Genomic DNA, 17,462 nt, shown 5'->3' on the forward strand with positions numbered 1-17,462 from the left:
CATGTTAGGCACATCGGGAGTCACATGGCAACGGGCACCGAGGACTGTGTCGAACGCTGGATCAGCACAGCCACGCCGCAACGATCTGTCCATATGTCGTTGCTCCGCCGTTAGAGGTCGAGGTCGTATCCGGTCGCGCGGTCGTGCGACGGCTCCGAGACGGTCCTCGGTTCTTCTGCGTCTCTGCTGGCTCCGGGTCTGTTGAGGAGGTCGCGTATGGAGCGGGGATGCGATTGCGCCGCCGTAGACAAGCCAGAGATCTCGCCCTTCGGCCGTGCTGTTTTCTGTGCCGGAGTGCCATCGCTGTCGGCCCCTGCGGCGGTATCCGCTGGCCTGGGCTCCGTGGGCAGGTCAGCGCGAGCACGGTCCTCCGCCGCCCTGTGCGCGGGCGCGAGAGCTTCTCGCCGGTCCACCTCCGCCCTGATCCCGGCGGCGCCGCCCTTGATCTTCCGCATCGCGGTGTCCGCGCGGCTGATCTGCGCATCGAGCGCGGCAACCTCACGTTTGTCCATCGCCGCGGCGGCCGCGAGGTCCGGCACGTTCAGATGCCGTGCGTCGGCCTCGATCCGGGACCACTGGTCTTCCGGAGGCATCATCGCGGCCCACCGTGCCCGGCGGTCCTCGAGCGGCTGCAGTTGTGCGGTGATCGCGGCCAACGCCGTGTTGGGGCGGTGCTTGCGGAACATTTTCTTCGGCGTCTCGGTCTCCGCGGCGAGGCGCTTGCGCCACTGCGCGATCTCGTAGTCGAGCCCGCGGATCGCGTCGATCTGCTGTGCTGCCTCCCGTGTTGCCAGGACTGCCTGTGCCCGTGTGACCTCGGGCCGGGTGGTGATGATCCGCTCCCGCTCGGCCACCGCCTCGCCCCGTCCGCTCCGTGTTTCCTTCCATTGGGACCGGTGCTGGTCGTAAGCGCCGCGCAGTTCCGCTTCGGTGAGCCGGGCCAGAGCACCGGTTGGCAGGGTCGGTGCGGTCGCCGGCTCCCGCTCAGGAACAGGCACCGGGTTGTTCAGGTGGGCGCGTAGTTGCCGTGCCCAGTCCGCGAGGTCGCGGTCCATCCCGGCGTAGGCCGGCGGCATGGGCGGCACCTCCATCGCCTGCACGCGGCTCTCCGCACCAAGTCGTGCGCCAAGGACGCCGGCCACATTCTCGGCCGTCGTGATCTCGCCGCGGGACAGCGCGCTTTCGAGTGCGGACCGCGGGTCGTGGCCGGCGTCGTGGATACGGCCGAGCGCGGCCCGCAGCGTCTCGTAGGCCTCGGGATGTGCCTGAGCGCGGTCATCATCCGCGGTGCCGAGCACGCCGGCGATCACTCCGCTGATCCACTGATCCCGCAGCAATGACTGCCCGTGGGTGTAGGCGGTCAGTTGCGCCTTGCGGCTGGTCGCCTCTTCTAGTGCGTTCTGGATCTGGACGGAGGCGGCGACGGTGTGGTCGTCGCGGCTGAGCACTGCCGTCAGGCGCGTGAGCGCGTCGAGCTGGTCGGGCTCGGCGTCGAGTTGGTGGACCTCGATATCGGCGTCGAGGTCGATCGAGTCTGACACATACGCGTGGTTGCTCTTGCGGCCCCTTGTGAGCGCGACGTAGGCACCGGCGCGGTCGGTGTTCTTGCCGATCACCGCACGGGAGATATCGACGGTCATGCCCTGGGCGCGGTGGATGGTGGAGGCGTAGCCGAGCTGGGTGAACTTCTGCACATAGGTAGCCGGAAGGGTCACGGAGCCTTCGTGCTCGATGTGCCGCACGGTCAGCGATCCATCGGTGTTGACGGCTTTCACGGTCCAGAGGTCGCCGTTGAGGACGGCGGCGCCGGGGCGGGTGCCGCCGACGGTGCGGAGCTGCCGGTTGTTCGAGCGGGTGACCACGCGATCGCCCACGAATGCGGACTGTCCATCCGCCAGCGCGGCGGTCGTGCCGTCGTCGGCGACTGCGCCGCGGTCCTGGTTCCACAGTTGGGCGCGGGAGTTGAGCCCGTAGATCTCGTTGTTGGTCGAGGCGAGCATCAGCGACTTGTCCCCGGCCTCCGTGTCGGCAACGAATCCGGCGAAGACACTGTCGAGGAGTTCGGTGGTGGTGCCGGCGGTGATCCATCCGCGCTGCGCGAACATGCCGAGCGCTTCTGGGTCGCCTTGGCGCAGCAGCAGCGAGTTCTCTGCTTGCTCGGCGTCCGCGCCGAACCGCACCACGTCGGACAGTTCGGGGGCATGGGTGTCACCTGCGAGCATCCGCAGCGCCCCGCCGGTCTCCACGGCGTCGAGCTGCGCCGGGTCACCGAGCAGACGGACCACAGCGCCGTACTCGGCTGCGATCTCCGCAATGGCGGCGAGGTCTTTCGTGGACGCCATCGCGGCCTCATCGACCAAGAACATCGTGCCCGGCGCGATGGTCATGCCCCTCGGCAGCGTCCGTGCCGGGATGCCCTTGTTCGCGAGCAGGCCGCGCCAGGCGTAGGTCATCGAGGCGATGGTGCGCCCGTCGGTGGCGACCTCATCGCCGAGCACCGTCGCGGCAGCCGCCGACGGGGCGAGGGCGATCACGTCGCGGCCCTCGGCCTTCCAGATGCGGACCACGGCGGACATAGCGGTGGTCTTTCCGGCGCCGGCGGGGCCGGTGCCGACAGCGAGCGCGGTGCCGGACTGGCAGAAGTGCCCAACCAGTGCAGCCTGGCCGGGGTTGAGGTCTCGGCCCGACTCTTCCCGCAACTGTGCGAACACCGCGGCGGCGCTGGCGTCGTAGGCGCTGTAGACCGTCGGCTCGGAGGCCGCGACCCGCAGGGACTCCTCGGCCTCCAAGATCTCGACGGACGTGTAGGTCTGTTCGTTGTGGCGGGCGAACACCGACTGCCCATCGCGGCGGCGCAACGCGGCCGGTACCCCGGTGTCCACGTCCACGGACAGGCGCACCGAATGCTCAGCGATCGCGGCGGTGACGGTCTGCTCGATCGCCTCCCGCCGCTCGTCCTCGGTGGCGAACGCGAAGTACGCGCTGATTGCCTCGGCGCGGGCGCGCACATGCACCGGGGTCCAGTCGGCCCTGCGCTCAGAGACCAAGGCGACGACGGCATTCGCCGCGGCTTCCTGGCCGATCCACGCCGGCTTACGGCCCGGCTGCGCGGCAGCCTCGGCCGCGACGGTCTCGTCCAGGTGCATCGTCAGGTAATCGGGCAAGCCCAGCTCGCTGGTGCCAGCACGCACGGTCTCGGCGAAGTCCTCCAGCTCTGCGGCGGGCACGATCTGCGCGGCCCGATCCATCGCCCCGTCGCGGATCTCGTCCAGGGTCTTGGGCTCTTGCTTTCCCTCGCGTGTCTCCAGCGTGGCCTGCTGGAGCAGCTTGTACTCAGTGTCCTTCGACGGCGAGCGGCCATGCTTGGTTCGGTACCCCTGGACCAGCTCGTCGCGGCGCACTTCAATGTCCGAGCGGCGGGTGGAGAACGCCGCCACCAGCTCGTCGGATACGCCGACGACCTCCATCACCGGCTGCTTGCCCGGTGCCGGTTCGCGGGCCTCAAACTCGACACCCATCTCGGCTTCCATCAGCTCCACGATGCGGGCGTTGTACCGCTCGGATGCGGCGACAGCGCTGCGGTGAATGGACCGCGAATCCAGCGATCGCCAGGTGCCGTCAGAGGCCAGGACCTTGTTCGACACGGCGCAGTGCGTGTGCAAGTTCGGATCACCCGAGCGGGTGTCCCAGTGGTCGAACCGGGCCACAATCAGCCCCTCCACATCGAGCTGCGCCGCACCTGAATGCGAGCGCGTGAATGCCGCCTCCGACTCCATCCACGTCAAAGCATCATCGACGGCACGGTGATGCAGATCCAGGATCTTCGCGGACGTTTCCTTGTCGGCCAGCGCCCACAGCACCGACACCGACTTCTGCGGTGTGAAGGTGAAGTCGAATCCGGCGACGGGCTGGCGCACCTGACGGCGCTGGTGGGCGACCCACGAATGCAGCTCGCGCAGGTTCGCGTGCTCGCGGCCCTTGGCCTCGGCGAAGAACTTCGGGGCGACCTCCGAGACGATCGCCATACGGACCTCGGGCGTCGGCGCGGAGCCCTCGCGCTTCTCCCATTCCGCCGTCGCGGCCTTGATGGCCACCAGGACCGGAATGTCGTTGGTGTAGGTGGTGAACTGTATTCCAAGCTTGGCAACCTTCGTCGCGCCGGCAGTTGCCCTCATGACCTGAAGCGGGGTGTACGCGCGGTCCAGCAGCTCCTGATGGATCGCCTCCTGGTTCGGGTGCAGGCCCAACCCGAACAGGTTGAACATCTGCTTCTCGTCCACCTGCCCTGAGACTGTGAGCTGCTTCCGCAGCTCCGGGTGCCCCTTCGCGAGTGAGTCCAGACCCTTGCCGAACCAGCGTCCCGGCGGCGTTCCCGTCTCCGCGTAGTAGTCGACCAGCGACATAGGGCCGCGGTTGCGGTCGCCCGTCGCCACCGAACGCGTCAGATAGGCGTAGCCGTCCCCCGCGTGCAGGACGGACAGGCTCATCATGACGCTCAGCGTACGGGCAGAATCTCCACCCCACAACTCATGGTGTGACCTACGGCACAGTGCGCTGACAGAGGTGTGTAAAGTTTGAGGTCGTCGTAGATGACTGTTCTGGGGTTTCATGGTTCTGCGTTTGGTGTGGGGCTGGTTGTGTCAGGGACGGGTGGGAGGCTGAGGGATAGGAGGGGATGGTGATGAGGAGGGTGGGGGTCGGGTTTCGTGGGCAAGGCGGGCGGCGGAGCCGTCGCCGCGGCAGCTTCCCCACCCCGGTTTCCGGCTCCGCTCAGCGGAGCCGAGGAGTTGACTGTGAGGCGGATTGCGCACAACGACACCTCCCGAAATGCAGGCCCGTGGCGGCAGCCACGGGCCTGCGGAAGTGCCGATGGGCAGCCGTGTCAACGGCGGCCGCCGGGACCGAGAATCTCGGCATCTGGTGCCGCCAATACACGAAAGAGCGGGGAGCTACAACGATGAGTGAGCAGACGCCGATGGACACCGGGACAAAACCGGAGAGCACTGTCCTCGATGGCCCGGATGGGCCGCGGGAGGATGGCGGTGTTGATGTGGTGATCGCGCGGGAGACCCGCCGGATCATGGGCGAATGGCTCGCGATCCCCCACACCAACCCCACAGTCGCCGCCGAGGCCCGGCGTCTCCAGCAGCTCACCGAAACGCGCGCCGAGGAGCTCGAGGACGTACTTCGGCAGAGGTGGTTGTCGGCGAATCCGGGCCGTACGCCGACGTCGTCGGACACGGCCGCGATGCGGCAGGACACGTGGGATCAGGCACGGAAGGAGATTCTCGAGGTCGAGTTGTATCCGCGCGTCACCCCGGAGATCATCGCCGAGATCAAGGAAACCGACGCCATGATCGCCGCGATGCTCACACAGACCATCGCCGAACGGAGGGAGCGCAAAGACCCGGAACGGTGGAAGGACTTTCACGTCAACGTGACACCGCTGGCATGCAAGATCGTGGACCGGGTGTGGCTACATCGGGACGGGGCGTTTCGAGTCCGGGCACAGTGCCTGGTGCAGCAACGGCTGGAAGACAATCAACGGACCCCGACCACTTCGGTCTCCCCGATCGCCCCGGTGCTCGAGGCGATAGTGTGCGCGGAGATCGCCGCGACGCCCGCGGACCGATTGCCGTTCTAGTCATTGGCCGACAGCGAAAGTGCGTCTGAGGCGGCTCCGGTGTCGTGATTGTCCAACAGCTTGTTGGACAATCACCACACCGGAAAATCGCGAGCGCTGCCCTGTCTCGGGCCCATCCCCGTAGTCCGTGAAGCGCTACTTCAGGTTCGCTGGTGGGACTGATCGCCGGTGACGCGGTCGGGGTGTTCCGCGGGGACGCCGCTGGCGATGGAGAGAAGCTCTCGCTCCGGTTCGCGGTGCCCGGTGAGGCTCTTGTCTGCGATGTTGATTCTCTCAATGTCGTCGTGGCCGATATAGGTTCAGGCCATGACGCTCACCGACGCCTGGCTCGCGTACATGGAGGTCCTTCGGGACCGCGCACCTGTGACGGCGGCGGCCCTGCGTCCACCGCGGCCACTAGCTGATCGGGAGGATGCAGAACGCGCCACAACCGGATGGACTTCGGAGCTCCGCGAGTTCTTCGCCCTCCACGATGGCCAACCCGACCGCGACGATCACGGCTCTCTCCTCGGGACGATGCTGCCAGATCTGAGGCTGCTGTCCATCGACGAGATGGTGGCCCAGCACATCTTTTCCCGCGAGAACCTGCACCTGGCCCAAGACCTCAGGCCGGACTGGCCGGCCACCGTCGAGGCGCAGGTTGCGGGTGATGAAGCGGCAATGTTTCTTGATGCCTATGTCCCCTTCGCTGAGGACGGGGCCGGCGATTTCCGGTATGTCGATACCCGCCGCGGCGAACATCGGGGTTGCGTTCGGTACTTCGCCGCGGACGGCGCTGATGATGGCGGACCGATCTTCGCATCGCTGGCCGACTACATCGATTCCGTTCGCCGCAGTGTCGAATCGGGGGCGGAGCATTCCTATCTGACGCCGACACTCAACGATGGTGCTCTGATCTGGAAAGTCGACTACTCGGACGACCCTGCCCCACCGTCGCCGGCTCCGACGCTGTTGTCTCTGCCCTTCCCGCTGCGCGATTTTCAGCCTTCACAGGTTGGGGATGCCGAACTCGTGGACCTCGACGTCATCCGCCGCACGGTCCTCACCGCCGCGCAGTCCCTGCACCCGGGCGCGGTGGTGCGGGGCGGCGAGACAGTGTTTCGGCAGGTTCCGCGCCGTCGCGGGGTGAGCATGAACTCCTGCGTCTGGATCGACGAGGTGCCCACGTTCTATCTGACGATCGTCACCGGCGACGGCAATGAGGTCCTCGTCTACGAGATGCCGCCGGGCGGGTTCGAGTTCGCCGTCGACTCCTGAACCCTTCCGCAGAAGTACACCCGAGCCCCTCCGGCACCGGCACTTCTGCGCGGTCCGGTCCTGTGCCCGTGTGTCGCGCTACGTCTCCGTGTCCGGCGGCTACGCCTGCGTGTGTTCCCGGGCGATGTCGATGGTCGCTGCTAGCCATTTGCGGATGTAGGTGTTGCCCGCGATCTGCTCGGGATGGGCTGACGCGTATGCGATAAACCAGCCCGAGAGGCCATCCCACAGCGCCGGATCGCCAGCGGGGGCCATCTGCCAATCCAATTCTTCGAGGGTCCAGTGGGCTTTCGCGGAGTTGCGCAGCATCGAGGTCGTCGCCCAATTCTCGATCTGATCTGCCCCTCCCCTGGCGATGGGCAGGACGTGGTCGATGGTGGGGAACAACTCCCAGAACCCGATGTGCGATTGCCCCATGTCCCAGTTCGGATGCGCTGGGAACGCCTCCGGCACCAGCACCGACAGCAACCGCAGCACCCCGGGGTTGACCAACCGGGCACCGCTGTAGCGGTCGAGGAAACCATCCCGGTAGAACACGCGCAGGCAGGTGCGGGCGGTGTACTGCCGGCGCACTTTCTCAAACGGGACGAAAGGATATTCGGCGTGCAGGATCTGCTCCCCACCCACGGTGTCCCCCGCGGTGAGCGCCCCGCACACCCGCGCCAGGACGTCCGCCTTAGGCGCCGGGAGCGGCACATCCCGGAGCGGAGACTGCCCTTCCCCGGTGCTGCGGGAGGCATTTCCTGCCACCTGATCGAGTAGCGCTCGGCCCACCGCGGCTGCGTCACCGCCGCGCAGAGCCGTCGCCGAATCAGGGTTAAGGGTCATCTCGTGCTCGGCCCACTCTGCGAGAACTGGGTAGGGGTCCTGGCTCATGTCCGGCTCCGTCGCTCGTAGGTTCCCACATCCGGCCGATACGTGCGCACGGCGTTGATTGACCATAGACAGACATCGGACTACCCCGCCTGGTCTTCCTCTCCCCGGTGAGGATGGCTTATCTCTGCGTGCGGAGCGCGTCCCGTTCGCCACGCAGTTCATCGGCGCGTTCCCGCGCCGCGGCCGCCTGTGCACGAGCTTCCGCAAGCTCAATCAACGCAGCATTGAGTTCCTGGCGGGCTATGTCGGCGCGGTCCCGCTCAGCCTGCACCGCCTGCTTCTCGTCCGCAAGATCAGCGTCGAGGCGGGCGATACTCGCGGCCGTCGCGGCACTGTCGCGTTCGGCGGATAGCCGGGCGGCGTCGCGCTGCTCGGCCATCGCGTCACGCTCGGCCACAGCGGTGGTGATCTGTGCAGTGAGGGTGTCGACGTCGACTTTATGCCGGATACCGATATCGACGGCGTCGGATTTGAGAGTGCGCACCATCCGGTCATGCTCCTCGCGGGCCTCGTCCCGGTCTTGGCGGTAGCCGGCGGTGAGGGTCTCGATCTGCTCGGTGTGCGCGGCACGCTCCGTCTCGAGTGCCTCGAGCGCGGCGACGGCGTCCGCATCGGAGGTGTCGGCCGCGGCATCCGCGTTCGCCCGGTCCTCGAGCGCGGCGTCGAGCTTCTCGCGCATATCGGCGAGCTCGGCATCTGCGTCGGCGCGGACCTTCGCGGCCTCGGCCTGGGCGCGGCGCAGATGGGTGTCGAGGGCGGTCTTATCCCCCAGCACCGAGGTAGCCGCGGTGATTTGCGCGGCGATCGCCGTCATCCGCCCCGCCAACGTCTCCGCCTCCTGCCGCAGCCTGGGCAGGACATCGACGAGCGCGGAGACCGCGGCCTCGGGGTCATCGGCCGCCGGCGGGACCGGGAGCGCCGCCGCTTGGGCTTCGGCACGTTTGCGCTCGCGGTGCGCACGCACCCGGTCAGCCGAGGTGTCGTGGATACGGGGGCGGCCAGGCCGGCGCTCGTCAGTCACAGGAGGGGTCCTCTCATCGATGCTCACCACACTTTACCATGTTACGTTACATATTTCATTTCGTATCTAGTTACGTTTCATGAAACGAAACGTAATCTTATTCGATTCTCCGCCTGCTCGGAGGGCTTCGGGGGCGACTGCTGGCCGGCTGGTCGCGCTCGCGCCATGGCTACTGCCCACGTCTGAGGGCGTGGAGCTGGGCTGTGACCTCATCGAGGGCGGTGAGGACGTGTGCAGCATCGGGGTCGGCGCGGACCTGCTGCCAGAGTTGGGCGTGTTCGGGCAGGTCCTCGTACATGCCGCCATGCAGGTGGGCGAGGAAGTCGGCGCTGTAGGGCGGGCCAAGTTGCGGCACCGGGATGGGGTCATCGATCACATAAGGTTCGACGTTCCCGCCATCTACGCGGTTCCCCGCAGATGCGTCGCCCTGCTCTGGGCCGGTGGTCACGGCTTGGCCTTGTCGGTGCGGGTGTGGGCTGCACGGGCGACAGCGAGCGCGGCTTCACGTCCGGGGCTGCCCACCGGGGCCGCGTTGGCGTTGCGGCGCCGGATCTCGGCCCGATGCCGTTCTTGCTCGGCCCGCCGCCGCGCGTCCTCTTCCGCCGCTTGGGCTTTCAGGTGCGCGGCGGGGGGCGCGTCGAGGTCGCAGCCTGCGAGGATCGCCGCGAGGTACCCGAACGGATTGGCCGGGTTGGTCAGCATCCTCCGGCCTAGGGCGTAGTCCTCGATCGCGGCCAGGACGTCGTCCACATCCCACCCGTGCGCTGCGGGTCTGGTGAGGACCGCGGCCCATGCTTTCGTGCCGTGTCGCCGGACCCAGCTGGGCATGTTCGGGTGCTGACTGCAGCGTGAGGCCAGCAGTAGTGCCCGTGGATCGAACGCGGCGGCCCGTTTGCCCTGTCTTTTAGTGGCTGGGCCGCGCGGAGCGCGTCGCCCTTGCACGTTTGTTGCTGTAGTAACCACAGATCTACTGGAAGTAGAAGCTGTAAAGCGGCCACTACGTGGTGGGGTGACATTCTGGTGTGTGTGCAGGTCAAGGTCCTGTGAGTTATCCACAGGCAGGTCGGTGCGGGTGGTGTCGTGGAGGGCGTAGACGGCGCACCAGCCGCGGGCTGTGTCGCCGCGTTTCCAGGATTCGAGGCGTTCGGTGAGGGTGCGGTGTCGGCCGGGGATCACTTCGGTGGCGATCTGGAGGTGGCGGGCGATCTCGCGGGCGCGTTGGACGGTGCGCCGTGCGCGCTTGGTGTGGGCGCACAGGCCCGTGCGGGTGCCATCGCGGCGGGTGTCCCCCACCGGGGTGCGACAGCCGCGCCCGGTGTCGTTGTCCGCGTCGGTGGACATGACATCCATGACCGTCATGAACGTCTGCTTGGCGACCGACGGGATCAGGCCCGCGGCTCGGAGACGTCGGTAGTGGGTGTCGTAGAGGGCTTCGACATGGGTGAGCCACCGGTCGCGGGACCACCAGCAGACAGCGTTGCTACTGGTGAAGGTCCCATCCGGGATGGGCTGGCGTAGCGGTGGCAGCGTGAACAGCACCGGGCTGTTGGAGCTGCCGCGGTGACCGCGGTAAGTGCGGCGTGTATGGGGGGAAACCAGTGTGTTACTGGTTTCGACACGCCCTGTGATGGTTGAGCTTGTAACAGGGTATGGGCTACCCTGAGAGCACTCCAGCAAGAGTGATCCCTTCGGGGGTCGTGCAGTACCGAGAGCGAGCTACGAACTCGTTCTCACATCTTCGAGAGCCCCGGCCGGCCAGCCGGGGTTTTCTCGTTTCTGTGCGTACTGCGGCTATGAAGATGTCGGGAGGTGCTTAGCCTCCGGCGTCAGGCGATATCTTGAAGCTGCAGTTCCTCCTGTGCCTCGTCAACTCGTGATTTTGCTGCCTTGCGGGCCGGCAGTCGCGGGGCCAGCTGCTGCAGACCGACGTACTTGGCCGCTAGTGCCATGTAGAAGTCGTTCTCAGACAGACCTTGCTCCCGTGCTGCCTCCTGGGCTGCTTCTTTGATCGGGACAGGCACGCGCAGCTTCACCTCAGCGCGCACACCCTTACTCGGGCGCCCGCGGCCTCGTTTCTTCTCGCTTCCAATCACACCACTGATCGTGCAGGTAGTGGACGCAAGTTACTACGCGACACGCCGACAACGGTCCCATAATCTGTCCCCGACAAATTGCCGAGAAACCTGCCCCTGCTCCAAGTTTGAGCTTGAATTCTTTCAAGCATGTTTTCATGTTTTCAATATATTTTGAAGTCATGTATCCTTGAAAACATGACTTCAATTATTCCCATCATCGCTGTGGCGAATCAGAAGGGGGGCGTAGGGAAGACCGCGGTCACGCTAGGGCTTGCCTCGGCTGCCAGCGCCGCAGGCTTACGGACCCTTGTCATCGATATGGACCCTCAGGGCAACAGCACATCGGGGCTCGGCGTCGTTGATACGGAGCTCAACATCAACGACGTCCTCTATGCAGACCAGACAGGAGTTGCTCTCGACGCTGTCACTCCCACGCTCTGGCCTGGGGTATCTGTCGTGCCAGCCAACTTGTCACTCGCTCAACGAGACGCCGACCAGCAGCTTGGCGCGGAAATGCGGTTACGCAAAGCTCTGGATTCCCCCGACCTGTCTGCCAGGTTTGATCTGGTCCTGATCGACTGCCAACCTTCAGTTGGCAAGCTCGTCTCTAATGCGCTGATCGCCTCCACCGGTGTCCTCATCGTCACCGAACCCAGCATCGATGCAAGCGCTGGTGTGGCTAACATCCTCAACACCATCGATACCGTCCGCGAGCACTACAACCCAGATCTCGAAGTGCTCGGGATTGTGCTGAACAAGGTTCCACCTCGAAGCCGGGAAGCTGACTACCGAGCCACAGAGCTGAGTGACGTGCTCGGAGACCAGCTCTGGGAACCTGTGATTCCGCTGCGGACAGTCCTGGCTGAGTCACGTGGTGCTCGCGCCCCGATCCACTCATACGGAAGCCGTGCCACTGATCTCATCGCAATCTTTGACGCCTTTTTGGGCCGAATCTCCTCGAAGGGATAATCATGTCTGCCAAGCATCAGCCCGTCGGCGCTTTTGCCGCCAAAAAGCTCACCAAGGCCCCTGACGCCGATACGCATCCTCTCGCCCCTCGAGCCACGCCGACTGTCCCTCCGACCGCTAGTTCCGACGCGAAACTAACCCCGTTCTCAGCACGTATAGACCCTGACCTGCTCCGAAAGGTAAAGATCGCAGCCGTGACCCGTGGTGTCACGGTTCAGAGCATCACAGCGGAAGCCTTCCAGCTCTGGCTTGATCAACACAGTGATGGATTGTAAGAATGTAAGAATTCAAACTTGTTTTCATGCTTACATTCAAGGGTGCTTGCCCCTCACTGGATCACATCCTCAGTGGGGAATGGACTCGCGTTCCCCTGCGAGGGACCGCCAACCGCAACGCCGGAAGATACGATGCCCGACGCCTGATCCTCGAGGAATAGCTCGCCGATGCCCGCGCAGACTGCTACCGAGTGTCCTTTTGCGCGCACACGCGCCTTGTCATAGGCGAACACCTCGGCCTCGTCCTGGGCGTTGACCGACGCTTGATCGCACGCGAGCACCGTGACGCGATTACGCGCGTAGACCACACAGTGGTCGAAAGCATGCACCGTCGCCCGGGTGTAGGCGTGAACCGCCACATGCCCGGTCACCTCGACGAAGCTCGCGTCCGTGGCGACCAATTGTGCGGTGCGGGGGAGGGGCTTCTGTAGATGAATCCGCACCTGCGACTGACCGACGATGCGCAACGTCCAACTCTGGCCGGCGGCGACGAGATCCGCGTCAGTTAGTTCGAGGACCTGCCCGTCGGTGTCCACGAGTACGGTCTTCGCGCCGGTCTTGAGCCGTTTGCGGATGGCCGCGGTGGTGTTGACGGCGGCACGCTCATACGGACTACTGCGCACCTGGGCGCGCTCACGAGCAGGGGTCGATGCGATTCTCGCCATCACGATCTCCGATCTCAGCTGGTCGGGTCCAGGATTACACCCGCAGCATAGACGCGCGGGAACTGTTCGCGACCGGACCTTCATCAGCCTGTCAGAAGTCGATCAACCGCATCGTTTTGCACTCTGACCAGTTGAGACGGCATCTCCCCGCTATGAGGGCGATCCGCCGGGGACAGCCGAGCACCCCGGCCCATTTTCGCTCCCTACGATTCGGAAGCCGCCACATCAGGCTCATAGCTGATGATGCCTTTGTGCCTGGTGGACACCTTTTCTACCAGCACCCCGCTGGTGTAGTCGTCCACCCAGAGCTCGACGGCGTCGATCTGGGCGGCGAGGGGGTGCTCGAATGCCGCGCGGGCGTTCGTCGCGCAGATCGACTCCGCACTTCCCGCCGGATACAAGCCTGCGATGACCGATGCCGGCGTGAATCGGCCACCGAGCTCGTCCCCGCCAGTGCGCCCGGTCCACCACCGCCCCAGCGCTTGCTCCTGGGCTCGCTCACTGGGAACCTCGACGTCCATGATCGTGAACCGTTCATAGCCGGCCGCGCCGAGATGCCGCAACAGCCGCTCTCCGAGTCCCGGCCAGCTGAAGGTGCCCTCGATGACGAGGTTCTCACCGCGGCCCATACATAGCTCCTGCAGCGCGTCGACGATCTTCGTGGACTCGGTGTGCACCAGCGTCGCCAGCTCCCGTGCCATCACGGTGCCACCGTCCGGCAGCCCCATCGACACGATGTCGCGGTAGACGCCAGCCTCCAGCGCTTCGCGGATCAGGTAGTCCTTGACCCGGTCCGCGTCCAGAACACGCCAGCCTTGGCCCGCGAGTCCGTTCCGCTCGATGCTCGTGGACTTGCCGGCGCCCGGCACTCCTGCTGTGGCTATGGCGCAGAATTGCCCGCCGATCACGACGTTGTCCTGCTCGGCGAGGTAGCTCTCGATGATCCGGTCGAGGGTGCGGCGCCGATGGGGGTTGTCCGCGTGCAGACGGTGCGAGGCGGCGGCGCCGTTCTGGTCGAGGACGCCACCTGGACGACACATGCGCTCGAGCGCCGCGGCGGTCGCGGCGCGGGGATCGATCGCCACTATGCGCGCGCGCCCGCGCGCTGGGTCGCGGTCAGCGCGAACAGCCGCTGGTAGTCGTCATCGGAGAGCAGGTCTCCGGCCCGCTCGATTTGGTCCCAGGTGCCCGGCAGGTAGACCTCGCCGGTGGGATCGGTGTGGCCGAATGTGTAGCGCCAGCTGGCGAGTTCGTCCATCATCGCCGTGTGGTCGATGCGGCCGGCGGCGTACTCGAGTAGGACTTCCCGGGGGCCGCGCTCGCACGCCGCGGGAGTGAGCCGGGCGGCTTTGGCCAGGCGGCTGACCTCGGGCTGGGTGACGCCGATCGCGGCCGCGATCTGGGTCTGGCTTAGTCCAGCCTGGACTGCGACGTTGACGGCGCGGAGCTTGAGGATTTTCGCGAGCTCGGTGAGCGCCGGCACCGCCTTAAGTTGGCGATCGATGTCTGGGCTGTATGCGATGGACACTGCGTTCTCCTTCCAGCCTGGCGTTATACCAAAGTGTATAGCACGACCGGCGACAACCGCAGCACCCCCGAAAGCACCGAGGAGTCCATCCGATAATCGCGCGATATCACATCGCCCCTGGTCACTGCGGTGTTCACGTTCGTGGAGACCCCCGCTTGCGTTCGGCAGCCGAGGCTCCCTGTCCATGTCGTGCCGCCTCTTGTCAGTACCTGCTGCCATCATGGGCGACACCATCGACGAGGAGTGAGCATGACGTGGACCAGCAATGACGTCTCGGACGAGAACACCGAGACCCTGGTGTGGGAGCAGGAGCGAAAGACTCTTGCCGAGTTGCTCCTCGCTCGCGGCGAGTCGATCGCGGCCGCACTCGTCGCCGTGGCCGAGTATCGCCGCAATCAGGTCGACAACTGGGATGGCGGCCAGTACGAGGTCGATCTCGCACTTCCCGCGGACATGTTCGACGCCGCCGCGGACGTCCGCGGCGAGCTGGCCGAGGCCGCGCGGGCTGTGATCGGAGAAGGCCACTTTCAGGGGCTGACGATCAGCGTTCGCCGGTCCGATCTCATACCAAGTTGGGACAAGGACCTCCTCGACTCCCTGCGCGCAGCGCCGCCTGCCCACAAGCCCCTGGAGCTGACCGCTGACCAGTCTGGCGCCTGATGACCAGATGTTATGTCAGAAAAACTGCCTGCATATCCTCGTCTGCTACGAGGCACTGCACCACTGACGGACAGGACCACTCCATGGTCGGGCTACTCGGGCCCAGGCTGTCCCGATTCTTCCTGAGGGAAGCGCTCATCGAATTTTCGGGCCGCATAATCCGCGGCTGGTTTTCCCCCAGGAACACCGAGCGCACCGGGGATGCCGCCGGCAAAAGGCACTACCCCGGCTACGACATGGAGGAACGTAAAGAACGTCATGATCAAGAGAATCGCCGCCCTGCGCCCGTTCTTCCTGCTAAAAGTCGCACGGAACGCGGTACTCTCGGCAAGCCGGGAGACAATCTCCTTCCAGACGGGGTCGCCCTCGATATCCTCCGCAATCGCATCAAACTCGTCGTCCTCGTCGACGTCGTCCATGGTGGCGGCAAGTCGGGCTAGTACGTCAGGCGGCGGCATCAACGCTTCCACCGCAGTCGCAATCGTCGCCTCAGACAGCTTCGACAGACTCCGGGTAATCCCGAGCATCCGATCAAAGTCTAGTTCGCTCGATATTTCGCTGAGCCTGCTCGCGACCCCAGCGAAGGCAGTTGCCGGCGGGAGGGTCGCACCAAATATTTTGGCCGCGGCGGAGTGAGCCGCGGCGGTGGCTGGCCCAACGCCCGCAGCAAGAAGCGGGATCGCATCGATCGCCTTAGCTATGGCCGCCGCCTGGACCGGGAACTCGGGAGTGCGAGTGATGGCGGTTCGACCAGCGATGCGGTCCCACTCGTCTTGTTCAATCAGCTGTGCCCTGCCGGGCGTCATTGACGCATCCGCCGCCCAGGCACCCACGCTTCTGGCCCTCGTGACGCGCTCCAATACGTCCTGGTCAATCAGGTCCGCGACGTCCGGCATCTTCGCCACAGCTGCCGCCCAAGCCGCCACACTGGATGGGCCAACCATTCGGTCCAGCACCTCCGGGTCGATCAGCTTCGCCATGTCGAGCGCCTTCGACATAGTCGCTGCCTGGGCCACGAAGTCAGCCGTCCGGGCGGAGTATTGTCCGCTCTTCCTCGATGCTCGAGCCGCTGCCCGTTCAGCACGGTCACGTGACGATGAGCCCCTAGACTCTGACGGCGAAGCAGATTCCGGTCCGGAGGGATCCGGGCCCGACTCCCTCACTTCCCCGTTCCCGTCGGCGTGTGCTGAATCGGCCATCATTGATTTCCCCTCGCATTCGCCCACCTGAAAGGGCCCTAGCCGGAAACTACCAGGCAGGGGTGCAGCCCCCAGCGCGGTTGAGCGGGTCACCGCTGCAGGCCACGGCATCGGACAGGGCTCGGCCTCCTGTCCCCAATGAGCGAAGGGCTCGCCGGCCACTTCCGACGGTGTGCAGTTTCTCAGGCCCATGCGTAGACGTTTTGGACAGCCATTAGAGTCCAGTCATGGCCCGGCCTCCGCGATGGCAATCGACCCTCAACGCAAGCATCGAAGAGGCCTGCCTCGCGGTCCGACTCTACAACGATCCCGCAGAAAGTCGGGCATTCGAAGGCTTCGTCATTCACATGCACCTCGCTTGGCTTTACCTTCTCCACGCCGAGTTCCTCCGTGACGGAACGGACTATCGATACTGGGACAAACAGTACAAAAATCGCCTCTTGAAGGTCGATGGTGAAGCCAAGAGGTGGGAGCTCGAACGCTCAATGAAGGAGCGGTGGCCTGACGACACCGACCCGGTGAGGGCCAACCTGTGCCTCTTCATTCGCCTCCGCAACCGGTTAGAACACAGGCACGCTCACGCAGACTCAGCTCTGATGTTGACCTTGGCGGGCAACGCGCACGCACTGTTAATCAACTACGAAGGTGAGATGACGGGTCAGTTCGGAGACGAACAATCGCTGGCCCTCCGCCTCCGCATCCCGCTTTTCGTAGGTACATTCAGCCACCAGGGAGAGCAGGCCCTCCGCCGTCTCCGTAAGACCCTCCCCAAGGACCTCCATGGCTTCCTTACAGAATATGAGGCGGGGCTGGAGTCGGGCGTAGTAGAGGATTCACGCTACGAGTTTCGGCTGCGCGCGACCATCGAACTAGCCCCCAAGGACCCCGATGCTGTTGCGATCCAGTTCACTTCCTACAAGGACATGACGGAGGCTGAGCGGGAAGCTGTCGAGGAAATGGGGCGCAAGGGTCAGGTCATTATCCGAGACCGGAAGCAGCCGGTGTCCGGATACGGTCGGCTGATGCCGAAGGCAGCGGCCCAAGAAATCCAGGAGGAACTTCCCTACATCTTCGGCCAGCACCACTTCACCGCTGCATGGAAGAATCTCAAGGCCCGGCCATCGCCTGGTGCCAAGGACCCCACACATACCAACCCCGACTGGTGCGAATACGACGAGCCAACCAGGTCCTACCGATACACCAGAGCGTTCGTGAAGTACTTGATCAAGAAGTGCTCGACTCCCGACGGGTTTGCTGAAATAACGGGCAGTACACCTCGGCCGAAGCCATGAA

General features: G+C 65.2%; 15 protein-coding genes. 5 read left to right on the forward strand and 10 right to left on the reverse strand.

Annotation, left to right across the window (positions count from 1 at the left end; all coding sequences use genetic code 11):
- Positions 1–110: 110 nt before the first annotated feature.
- Positions 111–4,490 carry a MobF family relaxase gene (gene mobF, locus TBIF_RS23150; RefSeq protein WP_024794172.1) on the reverse strand — a complete coding sequence of 1,460 codons (4,380 nt, stop codon included), beginning with the start codon at positions 4,488–4,490 and terminating at the stop codon, positions 111–113.
- Positions 4,491–4,957: 467 nt separating this feature from the next.
- On the opposite strand from mobF, the gene TBIF_RS07280 reads away from it, so the two are divergent.
- Both TBIF_RS07280 and TBIF_RS07285 read left to right on the forward strand, forming a co-directional pair.
- Positions 4,958–5,644 (forward strand): hypothetical protein, encoded by a 687-nt coding sequence (locus TBIF_RS07280; RefSeq protein ID WP_024794173.1) that lies wholly within the window; start codon positions 4,958–4,960, stop codon positions 5,642–5,644.
- 306 nt (positions 5,645–5,950) lie between these two features.
- Positions 5,951–6,901 (forward strand): SMI1/KNR4 family protein, encoded by a 951-nt coding sequence (locus TBIF_RS07285; protein WP_024794174.1) that lies wholly within the window; start codon positions 5,951–5,953, stop codon positions 6,899–6,901.
- 99 nt (positions 6,902–7,000) lie between these two features.
- On the opposite strand, the gene TBIF_RS23155 is transcribed toward TBIF_RS07285, so the two are convergent.
- The 5 genes from TBIF_RS23155 to TBIF_RS07310 form a co-directional block, all read right to left on the reverse strand.
- On the reverse strand, positions 7,001–7,777 hold the full coding sequence (locus TBIF_RS23155) for an HNH endonuclease (RefSeq protein WP_024794175.1): 777 nt from the start codon (positions 7,775–7,777) through the stop codon (positions 7,001–7,003).
- A 118-nt stretch (positions 7,778–7,895) separates the two neighbouring features.
- On the reverse strand, positions 7,896–8,798 hold the full coding sequence (locus TBIF_RS07295; RefSeq protein ID WP_024794176.1) for a coiled-coil domain-containing protein: 903 nt from the start codon (positions 8,796–8,798) through the stop codon (positions 7,896–7,898).
- 169 nt (positions 8,799–8,967) lie between these two features.
- Positions 8,968–9,246: an RsmA family anti-sigma factor gene (locus tag TBIF_RS07300; protein ID WP_207165748.1), complete on the reverse strand. Its 279-nt coding sequence runs from the start codon at positions 9,244–9,246 to the stop codon at positions 8,968–8,970.
- The gene (locus TBIF_RS25335) at positions 9,243–10,337 is read right to left on the reverse strand and encodes a Replication protein Rep (RefSeq protein WP_148302196.1); all 1,095 of its coding nucleotides are present in this window, start codon (positions 10,335–10,337) and stop codon (positions 9,243–9,245) included. The genes TBIF_RS07300 and TBIF_RS25335 overlap by 4 nt, the downstream gene beginning before the upstream one ends.
- 287 nt (positions 10,338–10,624) lie before the next feature.
- The gene (locus TBIF_RS07310) at positions 10,625–10,843 is read right to left on the reverse strand and encodes a hypothetical protein (RefSeq protein WP_024794179.1); all 219 of its coding nucleotides are present in this window, start codon (positions 10,841–10,843) and stop codon (positions 10,625–10,627) included.
- Between the two features lie 225 nt (positions 10,844–11,068).
- Between TBIF_RS07310 and TBIF_RS07315 the strand changes: the two genes are divergently transcribed.
- Positions 11,069–11,842 (forward strand): ParA family protein, encoded by a 774-nt coding sequence (locus TBIF_RS07315; protein ID WP_051461407.1) that lies wholly within the window; start codon positions 11,069–11,071, stop codon positions 11,840–11,842.
- Between the two features lie 328 nt (positions 11,843–12,170).
- Here TBIF_RS07315 and TBIF_RS07320 read toward each other — a convergent pair whose 3' ends face one another.
- The 3 genes from TBIF_RS07320 to TBIF_RS07330 form a co-directional block, all read right to left on the reverse strand.
- Positions 12,171–12,782 carry a hypothetical protein gene (locus TBIF_RS07320; RefSeq protein WP_051461408.1) on the reverse strand — a complete coding sequence of 204 codons (612 nt, stop codon included), beginning with the start codon at positions 12,780–12,782 and terminating at the stop codon, positions 12,171–12,173.
- Positions 12,783–12,985: 203 nt separating this feature from the next.
- The gene (locus tag TBIF_RS23160; protein ID WP_024794182.1) at positions 12,986–13,867 is read right to left on the reverse strand and encodes a zeta toxin family protein; all 882 of its coding nucleotides are present in this window, start codon (positions 13,865–13,867) and stop codon (positions 12,986–12,988) included.
- The gene (locus tag TBIF_RS07330; protein ID WP_307810596.1) at positions 13,867–14,310 is read right to left on the reverse strand and encodes a hypothetical protein; all 444 of its coding nucleotides are present in this window, start codon (positions 14,308–14,310) and stop codon (positions 13,867–13,869) included. The genes TBIF_RS23160 and TBIF_RS07330 overlap by 1 nt, the downstream gene beginning before the upstream one ends.
- A gap of 249 nt (positions 14,311–14,559) precedes the next feature.
- Here TBIF_RS07330 and TBIF_RS23165 point away from each other — a divergent pair, with 249 nt between their 5' ends.
- Positions 14,560–14,970 carry a hypothetical protein gene (locus tag TBIF_RS23165; protein ID WP_024794184.1) on the forward strand — a complete coding sequence of 137 codons (411 nt, stop codon included), beginning with the start codon at positions 14,560–14,562 and terminating at the stop codon, positions 14,968–14,970.
- A gap of 92 nt (positions 14,971–15,062) precedes the next feature.
- On the opposite strand, the gene TBIF_RS07340 is transcribed toward TBIF_RS23165, so the two are convergent.
- Positions 15,063–15,950, reverse strand: coding sequence for a hypothetical protein (locus TBIF_RS07340; RefSeq protein WP_148302198.1), 888 nt, complete (start codon positions 15,948–15,950; stop codon positions 15,063–15,065).
- A gap of 446 nt (positions 15,951–16,396) precedes the next feature.
- Here TBIF_RS07340 and TBIF_RS07345 point away from each other — a divergent pair, with 446 nt between their 5' ends.
- Positions 16,397–17,461, forward strand: a complete 1,065-nt coding sequence (locus TBIF_RS07345) for a DUF3644 domain-containing protein (protein WP_024794186.1) — start codon at positions 16,397–16,399, stop codon at positions 17,459–17,461.
- Position 17,462 lies beyond the last annotated feature (1 nt).

The sequence above is a fragment of the Tomitella biformata AHU 1821 genome, from assembly GCF_000524475.1.
Lineage (GTDB): Bacteria > Actinomycetota > Actinomycetes > Mycobacteriales > Mycobacteriaceae > Tomitella > Tomitella biformata.

Coding starts and splice junctions, on each gene's coding strand:
- TBIF_RS07345 (WP_024794186.1), top strand. CDS start 16,397: ATGGCCCGGCCTCCGCGATGGCAATCGACCCTCAACGCAAGCATCGAA.
- TBIF_RS23155 (WP_024794175.1), bottom strand. CDS start 7,777: ATGAGCCAGGACCCCTACCCAGTTCTCGCAGAGTGGGCCGAGCACGAG.
- TBIF_RS07340 (WP_148302198.1), bottom strand. CDS start 15,950: ATGGCGAAGCTGATCGACCCGGAGGTGCTGGACCGAATGGTTGGCCCA.
- TBIF_RS23165 (WP_024794184.1), top strand. CDS start 14,560: ATGACGTGGACCAGCAATGACGTCTCGGACGAGAACACCGAGACCCTG.
- TBIF_RS07320 (WP_051461408.1), bottom strand. CDS start 12,782: ATGGCGAGAATCGCATCGACCCCTGCTCGTGAGCGCGCCCAGGTGCGC.
- mobF (WP_024794172.1), bottom strand. CDS start 4,490: ATGATGAGCCTGTCCGTCCTGCACGCGGGGGACGGCTACGCCTATCTG.
- TBIF_RS07315 (WP_051461407.1), top strand. CDS start 11,069: ATGACTTCAATTATTCCCATCATCGCTGTGGCGAATCAGAAGGGGGGC.
- TBIF_RS07285 (WP_024794174.1), top strand. CDS start 5,951: ATGACGCTCACCGACGCCTGGCTCGCGTACATGGAGGTCCTTCGGGAC.
- TBIF_RS07280 (WP_024794173.1), top strand. CDS start 4,958: ATGAGTGAGCAGACGCCGATGGACACCGGGACAAAACCGGAGAGCACT.